Consider the following 20,496-nt stretch of genomic DNA (forward strand, 5'->3'; position numbering starts at 1 on the left):
GGTCGCGTTTCGCGTTGTTCGGCGGGGTGGTTCTCCGCTGCGCTCCGTCGCCAACCTTTTGTCTTTCCGTGGACATTGAGTGTCGGAACCGTGCGAAAGAAGGTTTCCAGAAGCGCGGGATACGACCATTTCGCGCCGCTGAACTGGCGAAACCCGGCCGCGGGGCTCAGCGTGCCCGCCCGCCGGAGCTTCCTCACGCTGTGTAGCCATAAGGCCGATACCGGACACCCATCGAGATAGTTATTGTGATCTGAAGCACAGGCTCACGCGTGAATGAGTGCCGGACGTTCCGTAAGCATGTCAGGTCGATTTCGCCGACATGATCCACGGATGACGCACATGAAAAACGTCCTCCAACCCCCCGGCCGCCCGAATCGAGCGCGCCACAAAGACGCACAGATGTTCGATAAATCGGGACGACGACTCTCTGTGATCGGTTGACTCTGGGGAAGCGCGAGCACTTAACTGCCAATCCCCACAACTGCCCCCCGCATCTGGAGAGTTCATGCGGACTCCAGGACCTTCCTGGTCCAACGACTTTTCCCTGCCGCATTCGGTCATCGTGATCAACCCTCTGCAGCGGCCGTCCCCACGACTGACCGCCACAGCCGCCGCTGCCGGCGCGATCGGTGTGCTCGAACTGCCGACCGAGGACCCCCGGCAGGTGGTCGATCTGCTCGACCGCACCTGCCGCTGGTCGGCCGGGCCGTTCGGCGTCCGGATACGGGAAGGCTGTTCGGCGACCGCCGGTGAGCTGCCCGAACTCGTGGACACGGTGCTGCTCGCCGACCCCGCGCGGTCACCCGCCGAGTTCGCCGGCCGCCGCGTCCTGGTCGAAGTCACCAGCCTGGCCGAGGCGTTGAGCGCCGCCGGGGCCGGCGCCACCGGTCTCGTCGTGCGCGGCTCGGAGAGCGGCGGACGCGCGGGTGAGCTGAGCACCTTCGTCCTGCTCCAGCAGGTGCTCGCCGAACCCGCCCTGGATCTGCCCGCCTGGGCCTGCGGCGGCATCGGACCGCACACGGCCGCAGCCACCGTCGCCGGAGGCGCGGCGGGCGTCGTGCTCGACACCCAGCTCGCGCTGTTCGACGAGGCGGGACTGCCGACCGAACTCACCGGCGTCCTCGCCGGGCTCGACGGCTCCGAGACCGTTCTCCACCACGGGGTGCGCGTCCTGCGCCGCCGTGGCCCCGGCGCCCCCGAACTCCCCTCGGATCAGGCCGAGTTCACCGCCAGGATCGGTACGGACGATCTGCGTACGCAGTTCGTCCCGCTGGGCCAGGACGCCTTCCTCGCCGCCTCCTTCGCCGAGCGCTGGACCACGGTGGCCGAGGCTGTACGCGGCATCGGGGCCGCCATGGCCGATGCGTTCGCCGACGACGCCCCCGCCGCCGCGCTGGCCGCCGGATCGGCCGGCGCGCGCGCACTCGGCACCCGGCTGCCCGTCGCGCAGGGGCCGATGACGCGCGTCAGCGACGAGCCCGCGTTCGCCGCTTCGGTGGCGGCAGAGGGCGGACTGCCGTTCCTCGCACTGGCGTTGGCGAACGCGGAGCGGACCCGCTCGATGCTGGAGCGCACCCGCGACGCGCTCGGCGACGCCAAGTGGGGGGTGGGGGTGCTCGGTTTCGCCGACGAGGACATCAAGGCCGCGCAGCTCGACGTCGTACGGGAACTGAGGCCCACGCACGCGATCATCGCGGGCGGCAGGCCCGCCCAGGCGGCGGCGCTGGAGGCGGAGGGCATCACCACCTTCCTGCATGTGCCGTCGCCCGGACTGCTGCGCCAGTTCCTGGCCGCGGGCGCGCGCCGGTTCATCTTCGAGGGCGCCGAGTGCGGCGGTCATGTCGGACCGCGCAACAGCTTCCCGCTGTGGGAGGCGCAGACCGAGGTCCTGCTCGACTTCCTCGCGGAGTCCGGCGACGGAGCCGGGGCCGAGGCGGCCGGGCTGACCGTGCTGTTCGCCGGCGGCATCCACGACGAGCGGTCGGCCGCGATGGCCGCCGCACTGGCCGCCCCGCTGACCCGCGCCGGTGTCGCGTTCGGCGTACTGATGGGCACGGCCTACCTGTTCACCGAGGAGGCGGTACGCGGCGGCGCCATCCAGCCGCTCTTCCAGCGCCGGATCCTCGAAGCGGAGCGGACCGATCTCCTGGAGACGGCGCCCGGCCACGCCACCCGGTGCGCGCGCAGCGCCATCAGCACCGACTTCGCCGCGCTCAAGGACGAGCTGCGCGAACAGGGCGTGCCCGACCGGGAGATCTGGGAGCGCCTGGAGCGGTTCAACGTCGGACGGCTCCGGCTCGCCAGCAAGGGCATCGAGCGCGTCGGCGACGACCTGCTCGCCGTGGACGAGACCCGGCAGGCCGACGAGGGCATGTTCATGGCCGGTGAGGTCGTGGTGCTCCGGGAGGCCGTGACCACCGTCGCCGCGCTGCACGACGCCGTGAGCGAGGGCGCCGCCGGTCGGCTGCGCACCAGGGGCACGGAGCTGCGCGGTCCGCTCGGCATCGGCGCGACGACGGAACGGCCCGCTCCCGAGCCGCTGCGGGTCGCCGTGGTCGGCATGGCCGGCATGTTCCCCGGCGCCCCCGACTTGGCGGACTTCTGGGCCAACATCCTCGCGGGCAAGGACTGTGTCACCGAGGTCCCCGCCCAGCGCTGGGACCAGGAGCGGTACTACGCGCCGGACGGCGACGGCGAACGCACCCCGTCCCGCTGGGGCGGCTTCCTGCCCGAGATCCCGTTCGACCCGCTGCGCTACGGCATTCCGCCGGCCTCGCTCGCCGCCGTCGAACCGGTGCAGCTCCTCGCACTGGAGGCCGCTCGGCGCGCGCTCGCCGACGCGGGGTACGACGCGAAGGGCACCGACCACGCCCGTACGTCGGTGGTGTTCGGCGCCGAGGCGGGCAGCGACCTGTCGAACGCGACGACGCTGCGTACGGTGCTGCCCGGCTACATCGGTACGATCCCGCCCGCGCTGGACGAGCAACTGCCCCGGCTCACCGAGGACTCCTTCCCCGGAATGCTCGCCAACGTCATCGCGGGACGGGTGGCCAACCGGCTGGACCTCGGCGGTGCCAACTACACCGTCGACGCGGCGTGCGCCTCCTCGCTCACCGCCGTGGACGTCGCCTGCAAGGAACTGGTCGCCGGCACCAGCGACATGGTGCTGTGCGGCGGCGCCGACCTGCACAACGGCATCAACGACTACCTGCTGTTCTCGTCGGTGCACGCGCTCTCCCCCACGGGCCGCTCGGCCACCTTCGACGCCGCCGCCGACGGCATCGCCCTCGGCGAGGGCGTCGCCTGCGTGGTCCTCAAGCGCCTCGCGGACGCGGAGCGCGACGGCGACCGGGTGTACGCCGTGATCGACGGGGTCGGCAGCGCGAGCGACGGACGCGCGCTCGGGCTGACCGCGCCGCGCCCGGAGGGACAGCACGCCGCCCTCACCCGCGCCTACCGCAACGCCGGTGTCTCGCCGGCCGAGGTGGGACTGGTCGAGGCGCACGGCACCGGCACCGTCGTCGGGGACCGTACCGAACTGAGCACGCTCACCGAGGTGTTCACCGAGGCGGGTGCGGAGGTGGCCAGTTGCGCGGTCGGCTCGGTCAAGTCGCAGATCGGGCACACCAAGTGCGCCGCCGGACTCGCCGGACTGATCAAGGTGACGCTGGCGCTGTACCACGGCGTGAAGCCGCCGACGCTGCATCTGAAGGAGCCCAACGCCGCCTGGAAGGCGGAGAGCAGTCCGTTCGTCTTCCACACGACGGCGACGCCCTGGGCGGTGGAGCCGGCGGAGCGTGTCGCGGGCGTCAGCGCCTTTGGATTCGGCGGCACCAACTTCCACGCCGTTCTACGCGCGTACACCCAGGCGCCACCCGCGCATTCACTCGACGCCTGGCCGGCCGAACTCTTCACCTTCCGGGGGCAGGACGCCGAGGCGGCCAAGCGGTCGGTCCGGGCGCTCCAGGAGCTCTTGGCCAAGGGTGGCCAAGGGAAGCTGCGCGACTTCGCGCGTAGTGCCGCACGGCGCTCCGACCGGGCCGCCGTGCGGGGCGAGCGCGTGTGGATCGCCGTGGTGGCGGACAGCCTTGCCGCGCTGCCCGAGCTGCTGCGGCGCGCGGCGGAGGGGGAGCACGCTCCCGATGCGGGAATCCACGCGGCGGACGTGGGAGTTGGGGTCCCGGCTGACGGAAAGCTCGCGTTCCTCTTCCCCGGCCAGGGCAGCCAGCGGCCCGGCATGCTCGCCGAACTCTTCGTCGCCTTCCCCGAGTTGCAGCGCTATCTCCAACTCGGCGCGCGCTGGGCGGACATCCTCCACCCGCCGGCCGCCTTCGGCGAGCAGGGCAAGGCCGGGCAGCTGGCCCGTATCACCGACACGGCCGTCGCCCAGCCCGCGCTCGGCGTGGTCGAACTCGCCGCCGCCGAACTGCTCGCCTCCGTCGGCGTACGCCCGGACATGGCGGCGGGGCACAGCTACGGCGAACTGGTGGCGCTCGGCGTGGCCGGGGCGCTCTCCCCGCAGGACGTCATCACCGCGAGCGCCGCACGCGCCGAGGCGATCCTGTCCAGGACGGCGGGCGGCGACCCCGGCACGATGGCCGCCGTCACCGCGTCGCCCGAGCAGGTGGACGAGGTGCTGCGGCTGGCCGGCCTGGGCGGGGAGGTCGTCGCCGCGAACCGCAACTCGCCCACCCAGACGGTCATTTCGGGCCCGACCGAGCAGGTGGGCGCGGCCGTCGCGCGGCTGCGGGACGCCGGCCACTCGGTGAAACCGCTCCAGGTGGCCTGTGCCTTCCACAGTCCGCTGCTGGCCGGTGCCGGTGACGCCTTCGCCGAACGCCTCCACGCGCTCACGGTCTATCCGCCCGCGTTCGACGTATGGGCCAACCGCACGGCGGAGCCGTATCCGAGCGACCCGGCAGGGGTACGGGCGGGGCTCGCCGCGCAGATCGGCTCGCCGGTCAGGTTCGCCGAGCAGATCGAGGCCATGTACGCCGCCGGTGCCCGCGTCTTCGCCGAGGTCGGTCCCGGCCGGGTGCTCAGCCGGCTGGTCTCGGCCGTCCTCGGGGACCGCCCCCACCGGACGGTTCCGCTCGACGGTGGCCGACCGGGCGGACTGAGCGGTTTCCTCACCGCCCTGGCCCAACTCGCCGTCAGCGGGGCCGATGTCCGTACCGGCCGGCTCTTCCGGGGCCGGGACGCCGTCGACCCGGAGACGGCGGTCGCCGGGCGGAGCCCCGGCTGGACCGTGGACGGCCAGCTCGTCCGGCTCGCCGACGGCACCATTCCCCCCACCGCGCTGCACCCCGCCCGACCCGTTACGGAGCTGATCGTGCCGGAGAACCAGTCCCCCCACTCCCCCCACAGCGCACCGGACGCGCTCGTCGCCGAGTTCCTGCGCACCAGCCGCGATCTGGTCGCCGCCCAGCGCGACGTCCTGATGACCTATCTCGGCGGGCCGGGAGCGGTGGCCGCCGTCCAGGCGCCGGCTCCGGTCGCCTGGCAGCCGGCCGCTGTCGCCGCCGTCGCCGCACCGACCGCACCGTCGGTCCTCACACTGCCCGCCGCCGTGTCCCCCACCGCGGCGGCGGGCCCCAGCACCACGGCCGTGGCCCAGGCCGGGCCCGCGACCGTCGCGGCCGTCGCGGAGGCCGAGCCGGCCGCGTCCCCGGCGGATCCGGAATCGGTGCTCGCCGCCGTACTGGACGTGGTGGCGGAGCGCACCGGCTACCCGGTCGAGATGATCGAGCCCGAGCTGGATCTGGAGGCCGACCTCAGCGTCGACTCCATCAAGCGCGCCGAGATAGCCGGCGAACTCGCCGTACGCCTCGGCCTGCCCCTCGACGCGAGCGGCGAGCTGGACGGTCTCAGCACGGCACGCACTGCCTCCGGCATCACCGGACTGCTCGTGGAACGGCTGACGGGTGCCGACGCGCCGGAGGCGGAACCGGTCGCGGCGGGCGAGGCGCCGGTCGGGAGCGGTACGGCCGACGCGGAGGCCGAGGCGGAGATCCTGGCCCCGCAGCGCCTGGAGTTCACCGAGGAGCCGCTGGACGAGGTGACCGGCACGATCACCGCCGGCGCCGCCGTACTGCTGCTCGGCGGCGGCGAGTTGGCGACAGCCCTGGCCGATCGGCTGCGCGCGGCCGGTGCCTCGCCCACGCTCGTACCGGCCGGTGAGCTGCCGACGGCCACCGCCGACGCCGTGGTGGTCCTCGACACGCTGGACACGGCGCAGCCGCCGCTCCCCGAAGCGCTCCCGCTGTTCCAGGCGGCGCTCGCGGGCGCGCCCGCGACGCTCGTCGCCGTCGAGCGCAGGGCCGAAGGCGCGGCCAGCGGGCTGCGCGGCTTCTTCCGTAGCGTCGCCCGCGAGTACCCCGGTATGAAGACGACCCTGGTCGAGGTGTCGGCCGACGCGAGCACCGAGACGGTGGCCGACGGCCTCGTCACCGAACTCGCCGCCACCGAGAAGGAGCCGGTCGTCCTCACCGACGGCGGGAAGCGGCGCGCGCTGCGGCTGACCCCGACCGATCTGGGCGCGCTCGCCGCCACCGGGGCCGGACCCGCCGGCGAGGGCCAGGCGGAGGCCGAGGCGGCGGGACTCGACCGTGAGTCGGTCGTCCTGCTGGTCGGTGGCGCGCGCGGGATCACCGCGCGCTTCGCCCGCACGATCGCCTCGGCGAGCCGGTGCCGGATCGAACTCATGGGCAGGACCCCGGTCCCAGCCACGGCGGAGGACCCGGCCACCGCCGGCGCCACCGACCGTGCCGGGCTGCGGGCCGCGTTCCTGGCCACCGGCCTGACCTCCCCCGGCGAGGTGGAGCGCCTGGTCGGGGCGGTGCTCGCCGAGCGCGAGGTGCGCTCCACGGTCGACGCGCTGCGGGCGCTCGGCAGCGAGGTGCGCTACCACTGCGTCGACGTGCTGGACACGGAGTCCGTACAGGCCACCGTGAAAGAAATCTACGCGGAGCACGGCCGGCTCGACGGTGTCGTGTACGCGGCCGGGGTCATCGAGGACAAGCTGCTGGCCGAGAAGTCGGCGGAGTCCTTCGGCCGGGTGTTCTCCACCAAGGTCGACGGCGCGCGCGCCGTGCTCGACGCGGTGGACGTGCTGCCGCGCGGCCCGCGGTTCGCCGTGCTGTTCGGCAGCATCGCCGCCGCGCTCGGCAACCGCGGCCAGTCCGACTACGCGGCGGCCAACGACGCGCTGGAGGAGCTGGGCCGTCGCTGGTCGACGGACGACCGCCGCGGGCTGACCGTGCACTGGGGCCCGTGGGCCGCCGCCGAGACCAACGGCGGCATGGTCACACCGGCGCTGATGCGCTCGTACGCCGCACGGGGGATCAAGCTCATCGACCCCGAGGAGGGGCCCCTGAGCCTGCTGCGTGAGCTGGCCTGGGGCGCGCCCGAGGTGCACGCGGCCGTCTATACCGCGTCGGGCTGGTGACCTCGGTGGACTCCCGCACTCCGGTCGCCGTCGTCGGCATGGCCGTGTACTTCCCGGGCGCCAACGATCTGGAGAGCTACTGGCACAACATCGTCAACGGCGTCGACTCGATCACCGAGGTGCCGAACGGACGCTGGGACGAGGAGTTCTACGCGCCCGGAGGCCCCCCGCGCAGCGACCGGGTGTACTGCCGGCGCGGCGGATTCGTCGACCAGAGCGCCGAGTTCGACGTGACGCGGTTCGGCATCATGCCGACCTCCGTCGCGGGTACGGAGCCGGACCAGCTGATCGCGCTGGACGTGGCGCACCGGTCGATCACCGACGCCGGTGGTGAGCCGGTGCTGCCGGCGGACCGGCAGCGGGCGGGCATCGTCCTCGGCAGGGGTGGCTATCTGACGCCGGGTCTGGTCAGGCTGGACCAACGGGTGCGTACGGCCAACCAGTTGGTGCGCACCCTGCGCGAGCTGGCGCCGGAGCTGGGTGATGACCGGCTGGAGGAGGTGCGGTCGGCGTTCGCGGGTCAACTCGGGCCCGAGCAGCCGGAGTCGGCGATCGGGCTGGTGCCGAACCTGGCCGCGTCACGGGTCGCCAACCGGCTCGATCTGCGTGGTCCCGCGTACACCGTGGACGCCGCCTGCGCCTCGTCGCTGGTGGCGGTCGACCACGCCGTACGCGAACTGAACAGCGGCCGGTGCGACGTGATGCTCGCGGGCGGGGTGCACCACTGCCACGACATCACGCTGTGGAGCGTGTTCAGCCAGCTCGGCGCGCTGTCGCCGAGCGAGCGGATCCGGCCGCTGCACCAGGATGCCGACGGTGTGCTCATCGGCGAGGGCACCGGCATCGTGGTGCTGAAGCGGCTGGCGGACGCGGAGCGCGACGGCGACCGGGTGTACGCGGTCGTCTCCGGCACCGGTGTGGCGAGCGACGGGCGTTCGGCGAGTCTGTTCAACCCCGATCCCGGCGGTCAGGTCCGCGCCGTACGGCAGGCGTGGGACGCGGCGGGTCTCGACCCGCGCGCGGCCGACTCCATCGGTCTGCTGGAGGCGCACGGGACAGCGACCCCGGCGGGTGACCGTGCCGAACTGACCACCCTGGCCGAGGTGTTCGGCCCGGCGGTGGGCGCGCGTGCCGCGATCGGGTCCGTGAAGTCGATGATCGGTCACACGATGCCGGCAGCCGGTGTCGCGGGGCTGATCAAGGCGGCGCTCGCGCTCCATCACGGGGTGCTGCCGCCGACGCTGCACTGCGAGGACCCGCATCCCGCGCTGGAGGCGACGCGGTTCGCCCCGCTCGCCCGGTCGGCGCCGTGGGAGAGTCCGGCGACGGGCGCGCCGAGGAGGGCGGGTGTCAACGCGTTCGGTTTCGGCGGCATCAACGCCCATGTGGTGCTGGAGCAGGCGACGTCGGCGGCTGCCGGGGCGGTCCCGGCCGGCGGGCGTACGGCGCGAGCGACGACAAACGCGACCACGACCACAGGCACGTCCCCGACCGCGACCGCGACCGTCACCGAGCCGGAGCGGGTGCTGCGGCTGGCGGCCCCCGATCGGGCGACGCTGGCCGCGCTGCTGGACGCCGACGACGCGACGGTGCTGGCCGCCGGTCTCGACGAGCGCGCGCCCGCCCACGGCCCCGTCCGGCTGGGCATCGTGGACCCGACGGCGCGCAGACTGAAGCTGGCCAGGAAGGCGGTCACGAAGGGCGCGGCCTGGCGCGGGCGCAGCGACGTGTGGTTCAGCCCGCGTCCGCTGCTCGGTCCCGGCGGCGGCACGACCGCGTTCGTCTTCCCCGGTCTCGAAGCCGAGTTCGAGGCCCAAGTGGACTCCCTGGCCGAGCGGTTCGGCCTGGTGTGGTCGCCGGGGCACGACGCCAAGGTCGGCGACGTGGGCCGGCACGGCGCGGCGGTCTTCCAGCTCGGGCGGCTCCTCGACACGGCCCTGCGTCGGCTGTCGGTGGTGCCGGACTCCGTCGCGGGGCACAGCGTCGGCGAGTGGACGGCCATGGCCTGCGGCGGGATTCACGCCGCCGACGAGGTCGACACGTTCCTCGCGGGCTTCGACCCGGACGCGCTGCGCGTGCCCGGTGCGGCCTTCGCCGTGCTCGGGATGCCCTCAGACCGGGTGCTCGCCGAACTCGCGGGCCGGAGCGACGTCGTGCTGTCGCACGACAACGCGCCGAACCAGTCGATGATCTGCGGTCCGGAGGAGGCGGTCGGCGAACTGGTCCACCGGTTCCGCACGCGGGGCGTGATCGGGCAGGTGCTGCCGTTCCGCTCCGGCTTCCACACCCCGATGCTCGCCCCGTATCTCGATCCGATCAGGCGGGCCGCCGAGACGTACACGCTGCACCCGCAGTCCACACCGGTCTGGTCGGCGACGACCGCCGCGCGCTATCCCCACGAACCGGCGGCGGTACGGGAGTTGTTCGTCCGGCATCTGCTCGAACCGGTGCGGTTCCGGCAGTTGATCACCACGATGCACGACGCGGGTCACCGCGTGTTCATCCAACTCGGCGCCGGTCAGCTCGGTTCGCTGATCGACGACACGTTGGCGGGCAAGGACCGGCTGGTCGTCGCCGCGCACTCCTCGGCGCGGGACAGCCTGGCGCAGCTGCGCCGCGTCGTCACCGCGCTGTGGGTGGAGGGCGGGGCGCCGGACGTGGGTCCGCTGCTCGGATCCGCGCCTCTCACGGCCGCCGCCACCGCTCCGGCGCGTGCCGGGCGGGTCCGGCCCGGCGTCCGGCTCGACCTCGGCGGGGCGCTGGTGTCCCTGCCCGAGCAGGCGAAGAAGCTGCTCGCCGACAGCATCGGCCACCCCCCGGCGGCCCGGCCGCTGGGCGACGGCAATGCCCTCGACCGGCTGGTCGCGCTCGGCCGGACCGGTGCCGGGTTCCCGATCGCCGCCGAACTGTCGGCGCTGATGAACGACACGGCGGCTGTCGCGGACGAGCTGATCGCGGCGCGGGCCGCGTACCCGACGGCGGGGATGGCGGGGACGGCGGGGACGGCACTGACAGCGCTGACGGCCGGGACCGCTCCGGCGGGGACGCCGACGGCGTCCCCGCTCCCCCCACCGGAGCCCGCCGTTCCCGCCGTTCCCGCAGTTCCCGCCGTTCCCGCGTCGCTGCGCGTGGACGTCGGCGAGATGCCGTACCTCCTCGACCACTGCTTCTTCCGGCAGCGCCCCGGCTGGCCCGACGAGGGCGACCGCTGGCCGATCGTCCCGGCCACCACCGTCATCGGCCATCTCATGGAGATCGCCGAACACGCCGTGCCCGGCACGCGGGCGGTCGCCGTCCACGACGTACGCCTGCTGAAGTGGATCGAGGCGATGCCCGCCGTCGATGTGCCGGTGGAGGTAAGGCAGTTGGCATCCGACCGGGTCGAGGTCGGCCTGACCGGCTACTCGCGCGCCGTGGTCGAACTCAGCCCCGCCCACCCGGCGCCTCCCCCGGCCTGGCCGGTCGACACCGCCGTCGAACGGGTCCCCGGAATGCGGGCCGAACAGCTCTACAGCGAGCGGTGGATGTTCCACGGGCCGCGTTTCCAGGGCGTCAGCGAGCTGACAGCGATCGGCGACCGGTGGGTACGCGGGGTGCTGACCGCCCCCGACGCGCCCGGCGCCCTGCTGGACAACGTCGGTCAGCTGCTCGGCTACTGGATCATGGCCACGCTCACCGAACGCACCACGGTGTTCCCGGTCCGTATGGAGCGCATCCGGTTCCACGGGCCGCACCCGCGGCCGGGCACGCGGCTGACCTGTCTGATCCGGATCACCGAGGTCACCGACCTCACGCTCACGGCCGACATGCAGCTGATCGGTGAAGACGGCGTGGTCTGGGCCGAGTTCACCGGCTGGCAGGACCGGCGCTTCGACACCGACGCCAACATCCGCGCGGTGGACCGCTTCCCGGGCGAGAACACCCTGTCCACGGCGCGGCCGGGCGGTCGGACGATCGTCCACGAGCGCTGGCCGGACCTGGCGACCCGCGAGCTGATCATGCGCAACATACTCGGCAGCGCCGAGCGGTCCCGTTACGAAGCCCTGCCGCCGGTGCGCAGGCGCCAGTGGCTGCTGGGGCGGATCGCCGCCAAGGACGCGGTGCGCGGGCTGCTGTGGCGGGAGGGCGCGGGCGAGATCTATCCGGCCGAGATCTCCGTACGCAACGACGCGTCGGGGCGCCCGCTGGTCGAAGGGGTGCACGGGCGGGCGCTGGGCGAGCTGACGGTCTCGATCGCGCACCGCCGCGAGACGGGGGTGGCCGTCGCCGCGCGCGGGACCTGCGGGATCGACATCGAGGAGATCACGGACCGGCCGCGCGCGACGGTCGAGACCGCGTGCGACACCAGCGAACTCACCCTGCTCGACGGTCTGGTGGCGAGGTCGCCGGGCAGTGGCGCCCTGTGGTTCACCCGTTTCTGGACCGCCAAGGAAGCCGTCGCGAAGGCGCGCGGCACAGGTCTGCGTGGCCGCCCGGCGGAGTACCGCGTGGTGGCCGCCGACGAGAACCGCGCACGAGTCGTCACCGGGGGACGGCTCTACGAGGTGCGCCTGGAGAAGACAGCCAATCCGCCGGGGCTGCCGGATCGGCACTACGTCGTCGCGTGGACGACGACGGAGAACGACGAACAGACTGACCAGACAGGAGATTCGGAATGACCACCGAAACCGAGACAAGCGTGGCGGCGGCCGTGGAGAGCGACATCATCGCGATGCTGCGGACCATGCTGGCGGAGGAGGGCCTGGACGACGCCGAGATCACACGGGAGACCACCTTCCACGACGATCTCGAACTGGAGAGCATCGACCTGGTGACCCTGGCCGGTTCGCTGCGGGAGCACTACGGCGACCAGGTCAACCTCGCCCTGTTCATCGCCGATCTCGAACTGAGCGAGATCATCGCGCTCACGGTCGGCGAGTTGGTCGACTATGTCTCCGCCTCCCTGCGCACCTCCGGGCAGGTCTGATCCGATGGCGAAGATAGGCACCGGCGAGATCACCACGCATGTCCAGCGGCTGCCCGCCGCGCACCCGCCGGCCGACGGCGGCGAGACGCCCGTCGTGGTGTTCGTCCACGGTCTGCTCACGGACAGCCTGGCCAGCTACTACTTCACGCTCGGCCCGGCGTTCGCGGCTGCGGGCATCGACGTGATCATGTACGACCTGCGGGGCCACGGCCGCAGCGACCGGCCACCCACGGGGTACCGCCTCGAATCGTTCGTCGGGGATCTCGTCGGCGTTCTCGACGCGCTCGGCGAGAGCCGCCGGGTGCATGTGGTCGGCAACTCCTTCGGCGGCACGATCGCGACCGCGTTCGCCGCCTGGCACCCCGACCGGGTCGCCACCGTCACCATGATCGAGTCCGAGCCGCCGGTGGCGGAGTGGGCCCGGCACATGGCCGACGGGCTGGCGGACGCCAAGAACGAGCTCGCCCGTGAGGAGGTCATCGGCTGGATCTCCGCGAACCACGGCGCGCACACCGCCCGGCTGTCCCGAGGAGCGAGCCGCATCCTGGCCACGACGACCCTGGCCGAGGATGTCCCGGCCGGACGCGTCATCGACGACAGTCTCGACGCGCTCGACGGCTGCCCGGTGCTCGCGATCTTCGGCGACGAGTCCGGTCTGAGCGCGCAAGTGCCGGACCTGGAGGCCAAGTTGATGTCGTGCCGCACCGTGGTCCTCGCCGAGCAGGGCCACTCGGTGCTGGTCGAGCGCACGGAGGAGACGCTGGACCTGATCCTGCGCTGGGTGACGGAGCACACCCTGGCCGAGGCGGTGCGGTGACACGGTTCCTGCTCGTCGTCCCCCCACTGGTCGGTCACACCAACCCACTCGCCGCGGTCGCCGATGAACTGACCTACCGGGGACATGAGGTGGCGTGGGCCGGCTACGGCGATCAGATCCGGGCGCTCACGGGCCCACAGGCCCAGGTGTACGAGTGCACCATGCCGGACGCCGGGCTGACCCGGCCGCCGGGCCTCGCGGGGCCCGCCGCCTTCCAGTACCTCTGGGAGAAGTTCTTCGTCCCGCTCGCCGACCTGATGGCGCCGGGCGTCGACGCGGCGATCGACGCGTTCCGTCCCGACGCCGTGTTCACCGACCAGCACGCCGTCGCGGGCGCGCTGGTCGCCGAGCGGCGCGGAATCGTGCACATCTCCTCGGCCACCACGTCGGCCGAACTCGTGGACCCGCTGGCGGAGTTGCCGAAGGTGGGGGCCTGGCTGGCCGATCTGCTCGGCGGGCTGCGGGCCCGGATCGGTGATCCGTCGGCGCAGGGCGATCCGCGTTACTCGCCGCACGGCGTGATCGCCTTCACGGGGCGTGAGTTGGTCGGTGACACGCCGCTGCCGAGCGAGGAGGTCCATCTGGTCGGCCCCGCCGTAGCGCCACGCGCCGGGAGTTCGGACTTCCCCTGGGACCGGCTCGACCCCTCGCGCCGCCTCGTCCTCGTCTCGCTCGGCACGGCCAACGCGGACGCCGGGGGCCGTTTCCTCACCGAGGCGGTGACCGCGCTGGACGTGCTCCGGGACCGGGTGCAGGGGGTCGTGGTCGATCCCGGCCGCACCCTCGGAGCCGTACCGCCCGATGTGATCGTGCGCCCGCACGTGCCCCAACTCGACCTGCTGGCACGGGCCGACGCGGTCGTCTGCCACGCCGGCCACAACACGGTGTGCGAGACGCTGTGGCACGGCCTGCCGCTGGTGCTCGCCCCGATCCGGGACGACCAGCCCATCGTCGCGGGACAGGTGGTCGACGCGGGCGCCGGGGTGCGGGTCCGGTTCCGCCGCGTGGACGCCGCCCGGCTCGGTGCCGCGATCGAGACCGTGCTGGACAACACCGGCGGGCACCGGGCCGCCGCCGAGTCCATCGGCCGGTCGCTGCGCGCGGCGGGAGGCAGGTCCGCCGCCGCCGACCACCTCGAACGGATCGCGGCCCGGCATGCCCCCGTCCCCGCGTCCGGCTGACCCCCACCCCGTTGCCCCTCCCCCCACCGCCACCAGGACCCCCCATGACATCGGCTTCCGCTCCCCCCGACTCCCGCACCGGACCCGCCGGTGACGCCACGGTGATTGACGAACCGTCAAGTACGGCTCCGCTGCGCGTCCTGCTCGGGTACGCGAGGCCGCACCGCCTCGTCCTGTGCGCCACTCTGCTGCTCCTCCTGGCGGCGAGCGGGGCCGGCCTCGTACAACCGCTGGTGGCACAGCACGTCCTGGACGGACTCGGCGACGGAACCGGCGTCATGGGGCCTGTCCTGCTCCTGGCCGCCCTGGTCGTTCTGGGGGCGGTGCTCACCGGGCTCCAGTCGTGGTGGCAGCAGCGCACCTCGGAGCGGGTGGTGCGGCAGATCCGCCGGGATCTGGTGTTCCGGCTGATCCGGCTGCGGGTGCCCGAACTCGACCGCCGCGCGCCGGGCGATCTCATCTCCCGCGTCACCTCCGACAGCACCCTCGTGCAGAACGCCGCGACCGAGGGCCTGGTGATGGTCGCCAACGGGGTCCTCAGCATCCTGGGCGCCGTGGTCCTGATGGGCCTGGTGCATCTGGGACTGCTCGGGGTGACCGTCGCCGTACTGCTCGGCGTCACGCTGGTGATGGTGCTCATCCTGCCGCGCATCCGGGAGGCGGTCGCCCGCTCGCAGGATTCAATCGGCTCCGTCGGCGCGGCGCTGGACCGGGCGCTGGGCGCGGCCAGGACCGTGAAGGCCAACGGCGCGGAGGGCCGGGAGACGGCGCGCGCGGGAGAGGCCGTGGACGGCGCGTACCGCGCGGGTCTGGTCGGCGCGCGGTACGTGGCGATGGTGAAGGTGCTGTCCGGCGTCTCCATCCAGGCGGCGTTCCTCGCGGTGCTCGGGGTGGGCGGCGCGCTGGTCGCCTCGGGGGGTCTGGAGGCGTCGGCGCTGATCGCGTTCCTGCTGTACGTGTTCTATCTGGCGAGTCCGATCGGCTCGCTGGTCGCGGGGCTGGGGATGCTCCAGCAGGGGCTCGGCGCCGTGGGGCGTATCGAGCAGGTGGGGCGGATGCCGATCGAGGACGACGTGGACGGCTTGGACGCCGACTCCGCTGCGGGCGGCGGCCGTTGGGACGGGAAGGACGCACCGGCGGTCGAGTTCCGGGACGTCCACTTCTCCTACCCGGACCGGTCCCCCGCGCTGCGCGGGATCTCGTTCACGGTACGCGGCGGTACGCAGAGCGCGCTGGTGGGTCTCTCGGGTGCGGGAAAGACCACGATGTTCGCGCTGCTCCAGCGGTTCTACGAGCCGGCGGCCGGCGGGATCCTGATCGGCGGTGTGGACATCGCCACCCTGCCCCGCGCCGAGGTGCGCCGCCGGATCGCGTACGTCGAGCAGGAGTCCCCCGTCATGGCGGGGACGATCGAGGACAACCTCACGTACGCGGCCTCCGAGGTGTCGGCCGAGGAGATCGCGGAGGTCCTGCGACTGACACGGCTCGACTCGCTGATCGCGCGACTTCCCGACGGGCTGCGCACGGAGGTCGGCAGCCGGGGGGTCGCGCTCTCCGGCGGCGAGCGCCAGCGGCTCGCCATCGCGCGTGCTCTGCTGCGCGGTCCGGAGGTGCTGCTGCTCGACGAGGCGACGGCACAGCTCGACGCGAACAACGAGCGGGCACTGCGCGAGGCGGTCGAGCAGGCGGCGCGGCGCTGCACGGTGCTGCTGATCGCGCACCGGCTCTCCACGGTGACGGGCGCGGATCAGATCGTGGTGCTGGAGCACGGCCGGGTGCGTGGCACGGGAACGCATCAGGAGCTGGTCGAGGCGGACGTGCTGTACCGCGAACTGGCCGCGTCCCAGATGCTGGTGGGCGACGAAGGCGCGGCCCTCGAAGGCGTCGCGGCGGTCGAAGGCGTCGCGGGCACCGGCGGTGCGGCCGGGGAGCCGGTGCCGATGAACCGGTGAAAAGGAGTGAGGGCATTCCGCTCGTTCGCGGAATGCCCTCACCTGTTCTAGTCGTTCTCTGTGCGGCTCTCGATCAATTGCGTTCCGGTCAGCCGGTAATCGAGTTCAGGGCTGCCAGATATCCGTCCCTGTGGCCTTCCACATTCGGGTGGTAGGACTCGTTGATCTTGTCCCACTCCAGGCTCGTCACCCATTCCGAGCCACCCGAGCAGATGGTGTGCGGGTCGAATGCGGGACGCGGGTCGAGGAAGGTGAATCCGGCCTCGGCCGCGCGGCTCGCCATAATGTCGTTCAGCACGTCGGCCGCGGAATTCATGGCCGAACGCTCGGCGTCGCTGAGACCGAAGATCCCGCAGGAACCGCCGATCTTGTAGAGCCGCGGGTAGCCCACGACGACGACCTTGGCCGACGGGGCGGCGGCCCGCACCGCACCGTAGGTCTGGGCGAGCGCGGGTGACAGCGCACCCTGGGCGGCCTGCTTCGCGAGTTCGACGCCGGCGATGCAGTCCGCGTCGTCGATCGTCAGGATGCAGTTCGTCAGGACGTCGACGAAACCGACGTCGTTGCCTCCGACCTGCACCGTTACCAGGGTGGTGTCCGCGGTCAGCTGCGGTATCTGGGTGCTGACGACGTCGGCCGTGGTCGCGCCTGAGCACGAGGCCTCAACAAACGCGGTGGACGCGTGCTGGGCGGCCCAGAGCCGGGGGTAGGTCAGCGGACCGCGCCGGCACGGGTCGTCGGGGTTGTCGTAGGTACGCGTACCGGGAGCGACCGCGTAGGAGTCGCCGATGGCCACGTACTTACCGTCCGCCTTCGGTGCCGCGTTCGCTGTGGGGGCTACGGTTGCGGCGACGACCATTGCCAACAGAGCGGCGATGATTGGTCTTTTTGAGCGCACGAATACTTCTCCGATGAGTGGGGTCATGGACTCTATATAAATAGCACCAGTTGATGCCCCGCGGTATACCCGGTCATAAATTATCTGATGGCAATTCAGGGAAGCTCCCGGCCGGGCGCGCAACCTGCCTGCAACGTTGAGTGCGGTTCACTGGCAGGATGAGCGAAGAGGAGACCGCGCGCGTGGAGGTGACGCCCGCCGCCGCCGATCTGATACGGCGACTGCGGGCGGACCACGGGCGTCAGGGAGCCGGTGCCGTTCTGGATGTCGGTGAGCCAGTACGAGGCATGGCGGCACACCCGGCTGATCGTCGACGTCGTGGAGGGGCGGGGCAAGAAAGGCCAACGGCCAACGGGCCTACGGCTGGAGGCTGCTCACCACGTCCGCCGTGGAGCTGATCCCGTCCTCGATGGTCGGCGCCATGCTCGTGCCGGCGAGGAAGAACCCGAGCAGGACACAGCAGATCGCGTGCCCCAGCTTGAGTCCGCCGTTGCGCACGAAGATCACGGTGAGCACCGTCAGTAGCAGAACCAGTGAGATCGAAATGGCCATCGCCAACCTCCTCCGCCGCGCCGGAATTGCGGCATTCGGCCGTCAGTCTGGCGGAGCGGAGGGGCTGTTCTGGCAACTGGCGTGTAGGCCGTACGGGTTGACTACCGGTCGTTCTTGATCAGGAAGCTCTCCAGGCCCGCGAGGTCGTCCGTGTTGATGTGGTCGACCCCGGCGTCCAGCAGTTCGGACCAGACCGCGTCGCGGGCGGGCCCGGCCAGGTCGGGCGTCGCCCAGAACCGGACGCGCTGGCCCCGCCGGTGGGCGGTGTCGACGATGCGCCGCAGTTCGGTGCGCTCGGCGGCGGGGAACGCGCCGACTCCCTGCCAGGTGAAGCTCGTTGTCCAGTTGCTGCTGATGAGCGGCACGAACGAGGCGCGCGCCGCGCTGCCGAGGTCGTCGAGCCGGCCGTCGTAGAAGGCGTGGCGGACCCGCTGCGCCTCCATCGGGACGCGGGCGGCGCGGTCGCCGGAGATGACCGGGGTGACGGCGCCGTACCGTACGGCCCCGTGGGAGTAGGTGCTCAGCATCGAGCGGTAGGCGCGGAGTTGGCGGTGCAGCTCCAGATAGGTGGCGGCGCCGTCCGTCTTGATGTCGATGAGCAGCTGCACCGGCCGGTGGTGTCCCCGGTACACGGCGCCGCCGTTGGCCCTGACCCTCTCGCGCAGCGGGTCGAGGTAGAGCGAGCGGAGCGTGCGCGTGGGGTCCAGCGTCTCGGGCTCGTGGGCGACCAGCAGTTCGCCGTCGACCAGGAAGATGTCGGCCTCGACGCTGGTGAAGTGGTGCGACAGCGCGTCGTGGAGGGGACGCTCGTGCAGATAGTCGTTGTGCGCGTGGGCGCGGCGCAGCGGCTTGGAGCCGTCGCCGCGCTCGGTGGCCTGCGCGTACGAGGGTATGGCGACTGCTCCGGCGAACGCGGCGGCGAAGGTGGTCACCGCTCTGCGTCGGGTGGTGAGGGCCATGTTGTCTCCGAGATCGGGGGGACGGGACGGGGAAGGGCGACTCGCCGAGTATCCGCCGCCGACCGCCTCAAGGGGCAGGGTCCCACGAAGAGTTCGACCAGCCGACGACCGTCGGACGGCTGTGATTCAAACAGTCTCGGCGATCTCCCGCCAGCGGACCGTACGGTCGCACCAGCGCTCCAGCAGCACCCGGTCGTGACCGACGGCCAGCAGCCCGGCGCCCTGGGTGCGCCGGTACTCCTCCACCGCCGTGACCAGCGCGGCCGTGGTCGAGGCGTCGAGCATCGCGGTCATCTCGTCGCAGACCAGCCAGCGCGGGCGCAGCACCAACGCGCGGGCCAGGCAGGCGCGCTGGAGCTGGCCGTCGCTGACCTCGTGCGGCCTGCGGCCGAGCAGGTCGTCGGTGAGTCCCACCGTCCGCGCCAACTCACCCACGCGGTCCGCCACTTCGTTCCGGCGGCCGTTGGCGCGCAGCGGCTCGGCGATCAGGTCGGTGAGCCGGAGCCTGGGGTCGGCCGACAGCCGGTGCTGCTGGAAGACGACCCCGATCGCGGTGCGTTGCGCCTTCGGGGCACGGTGGCGCCAGCCGGTGGCGCGTTCACCGTCGAGGGTCACGGTGCCCGCGTCGGGCCGGTGCAACAGGGCGGCGACGCGGGCGAGGGTCGACTTGCCGCAGCCGCTGGGGCCGAGGAGCCCGACCGCTTCACCGGGGGCGACAGTGACGGACGCGCCCTTGACGACGGGTGCGCCGCGTTCGTATCCGGCGGTGATGCCGAGGAGTTCAAGCATCGACGCGCTCCTCGGCGTGATGGCAGGCGACGGACGAGCCGTGGCCCGGTGTCAGGGCGGGCAGGGTGGCGCAGATGTCGGTGGCCCGTGGGCAGCGGGCGGCGAAGGCGCAGCCGGCGGGGAGGTCGCCCAGCTCGGGCGGCATACCGGGAATGGCGGTGAACTTCCGCTCGGGCAGGGCGTCGAGCAGGCCGCGTGCGTAGGGGTGACGCGGCCCCCGTTCGCCGAAGAAGCCTTCCGCGGGGCTGAGTTCGACGATCCGGCCCGCATACATGACGGCGACGCGGTCGGCGATCCGTTCGGCCGCCGCCAGGTCGTGGGTGATCATCAGCAGGGCGCGGCCGTCGTCGGTGTGGCGCCGCAGTTCGTCGGCCGTACGGTCGACGAGTTCGCGGTCGAGCCCGGTGGTCGGCTCGTCGGCCAGCAGCAGCGGGGCGTCGCCGATCAGGGCGAGGGCGGTAGCGGCGCGCTGCGCGAGACCGCCGGAGAGTTCGTGCGGGTAGCGGTCGAGGTGGTCGGCGGGGTAGGCCGCGCGTTCGGCCGCCGCGTCCACGGACCGGGCGGGCACCGTCCCTCTGACACCCGTCAACTCGCGCAGCGCCTCCGTCAGTTGGGAGCGTACGGTGCGTACGGGGGTGAGGTGGGCGGCCGGGCTCTGCGGTACGAGGCCGATGCGCCGGCCCCGTACCGTACGGGCCAGGGTCCGTTCGTCGGCGGCGAGCAGGTCGACGGGGGCCGCCCGGCCGTTCCCGCCGACGAGGGCGGAGCCGGTGGTCTGCGCGTTGCCGGGCAGCAGACCGAGCAGCGCCGACGCGAGGACCGACTTGCCGCAGCCGCTCTCGCCGACGAGCGCGAGGCACTCCCCCACCGCGAGGTCGAAGGTGGCGTCGGTGACGGCCGCGATGTGCCGTCCGCCGCGCATCCGGAAGCGGACG

Annotated in this window: 11 protein-coding genes and 1 pseudogene; 7 read left to right on the forward strand and 5 right to left on the reverse strand. The window is 72.6% G+C overall.

Annotation, left to right across the window (positions count from 1 at the left end; all coding sequences use genetic code 11):
- The first annotated feature begins 505 nt into the window (after window positions 1-505).
- From ACIBLA_RS27330 to ACIBLA_RS27355, 6 genes are read left to right on the forward strand one after another with little or no spacing between them, the layout of a single operon-like run.
- Window positions 506-7,447, forward strand: a complete 6,942-nt coding sequence (locus tag ACIBLA_RS27330; protein WP_399200166.1) for an SDR family oxidoreductase — start codon at window positions 506-508, stop codon at window positions 7,445-7,447.
- Window positions 7,444-12,105, forward strand: a complete 4,662-nt coding sequence (locus ACIBLA_RS27335) for a beta-ketoacyl synthase N-terminal-like domain-containing protein (protein WP_399200167.1) — start codon at window positions 7,444-7,446, stop codon at window positions 12,103-12,105. The genes ACIBLA_RS27330 and ACIBLA_RS27335 overlap by 4 nt, the downstream gene beginning before the upstream one ends.
- On the forward strand, window positions 12,102-12,413 hold the full coding sequence (locus tag ACIBLA_RS27340) for a phosphopantetheine-binding protein (protein WP_363245763.1): 312 nt from the start codon (window positions 12,102-12,104) through the stop codon (window positions 12,411-12,413). The genes ACIBLA_RS27335 and ACIBLA_RS27340 overlap by 4 nt, the downstream gene beginning before the upstream one ends.
- A 4-nt stretch (window positions 12,414-12,417) precedes the next feature.
- Window positions 12,418-13,230: an alpha/beta hydrolase gene (locus ACIBLA_RS27345; RefSeq protein WP_363245762.1), complete on the forward strand. Its 813-nt coding sequence runs from the start codon at window positions 12,418-12,420 to the stop codon at window positions 13,228-13,230.
- On the forward strand, window positions 13,227-14,411 hold the full coding sequence (locus ACIBLA_RS27350; RefSeq protein WP_363245761.1) for a glycosyltransferase: 1,185 nt from the start codon (window positions 13,227-13,229) through the stop codon (window positions 14,409-14,411). Before ACIBLA_RS27345 ends, ACIBLA_RS27350 begins: the two co-directional genes overlap by 4 nt.
- Window positions 14,412-14,455: 44 nt before the next feature.
- On the forward strand, window positions 14,456-16,363 hold the full coding sequence (locus tag ACIBLA_RS27355) for an ABC transporter ATP-binding protein (RefSeq protein WP_399200168.1): 1,908 nt from the start codon (window positions 14,456-14,458) through the stop codon (window positions 16,361-16,363).
- Window positions 16,364-16,451: 88 nt separating this feature from the next.
- Here ACIBLA_RS27355 and ACIBLA_RS27360 read toward each other — a convergent pair whose 3' ends face one another.
- Window positions 16,452-17,159, reverse strand: coding sequence for an SGNH/GDSL hydrolase family protein (locus ACIBLA_RS27360; protein ID WP_363245759.1), 708 nt, complete (start codon window positions 17,157-17,159; stop codon window positions 16,452-16,454).
- Window positions 17,160-17,419: 260 nt separating this feature from the next.
- Between ACIBLA_RS27360 and ACIBLA_RS27365 the strand changes: the two are divergent.
- Window positions 17,420-17,648: pseudogene (locus ACIBLA_RS27365) on the forward strand (DUF779 domain-containing protein); the annotation flags it as partial.
- On the opposite strand, the gene ACIBLA_RS27370 reads toward ACIBLA_RS27365, so the two are convergent.
- The 4 genes from ACIBLA_RS27370 to ACIBLA_RS27385 all read right to left on the reverse strand — a co-directional run bounded on the left by ACIBLA_RS27370 (window position 17,619) and on the right by ACIBLA_RS27385 (window position 20,483).
- Complete coding sequence (locus ACIBLA_RS27370) at window positions 17,619-17,813, reverse strand: hypothetical protein (protein WP_363245758.1); 195 nt, start codon at window positions 17,811-17,813, stop codon at window positions 17,619-17,621. The pseudogene ACIBLA_RS27365 and the gene ACIBLA_RS27370 overlap by 30 nt on opposite strands.
- 101 nt (window positions 17,814-17,914) lie before the next feature.
- Window positions 17,915-18,772: a phosphatidylinositol-specific phospholipase C/glycerophosphodiester phosphodiesterase family protein gene (locus ACIBLA_RS27375; protein ID WP_363245757.1), complete on the reverse strand. Its 858-nt coding sequence runs from the start codon at window positions 18,770-18,772 to the stop codon at window positions 17,915-17,917.
- A gap of 126 nt (window positions 18,773-18,898) precedes the next feature.
- A complete protein-coding gene (locus ACIBLA_RS27380) occupies window positions 18,899-19,561 on the reverse strand; it encodes an ABC transporter ATP-binding protein (RefSeq protein ID WP_399200169.1) in 663 nt (220 codons plus the stop codon).
- Entirely contained in the window at window positions 19,554-20,483 is a 930-nt protein-coding gene (locus tag ACIBLA_RS27385) for an ABC transporter ATP-binding protein (RefSeq protein WP_399200194.1), read from the reverse strand. The genes ACIBLA_RS27380 and ACIBLA_RS27385 overlap by 8 nt, the downstream gene beginning before the upstream one ends.
- Window positions 20,484-20,496 lie beyond the last annotated feature (13 nt).

Source organism: Streptomyces sp. NPDC050433 (assembly GCF_044458565.1).
Classification (GTDB): Bacteria; Actinomycetota; Actinomycetes; order Streptomycetales; family Streptomycetaceae; genus Streptomyces.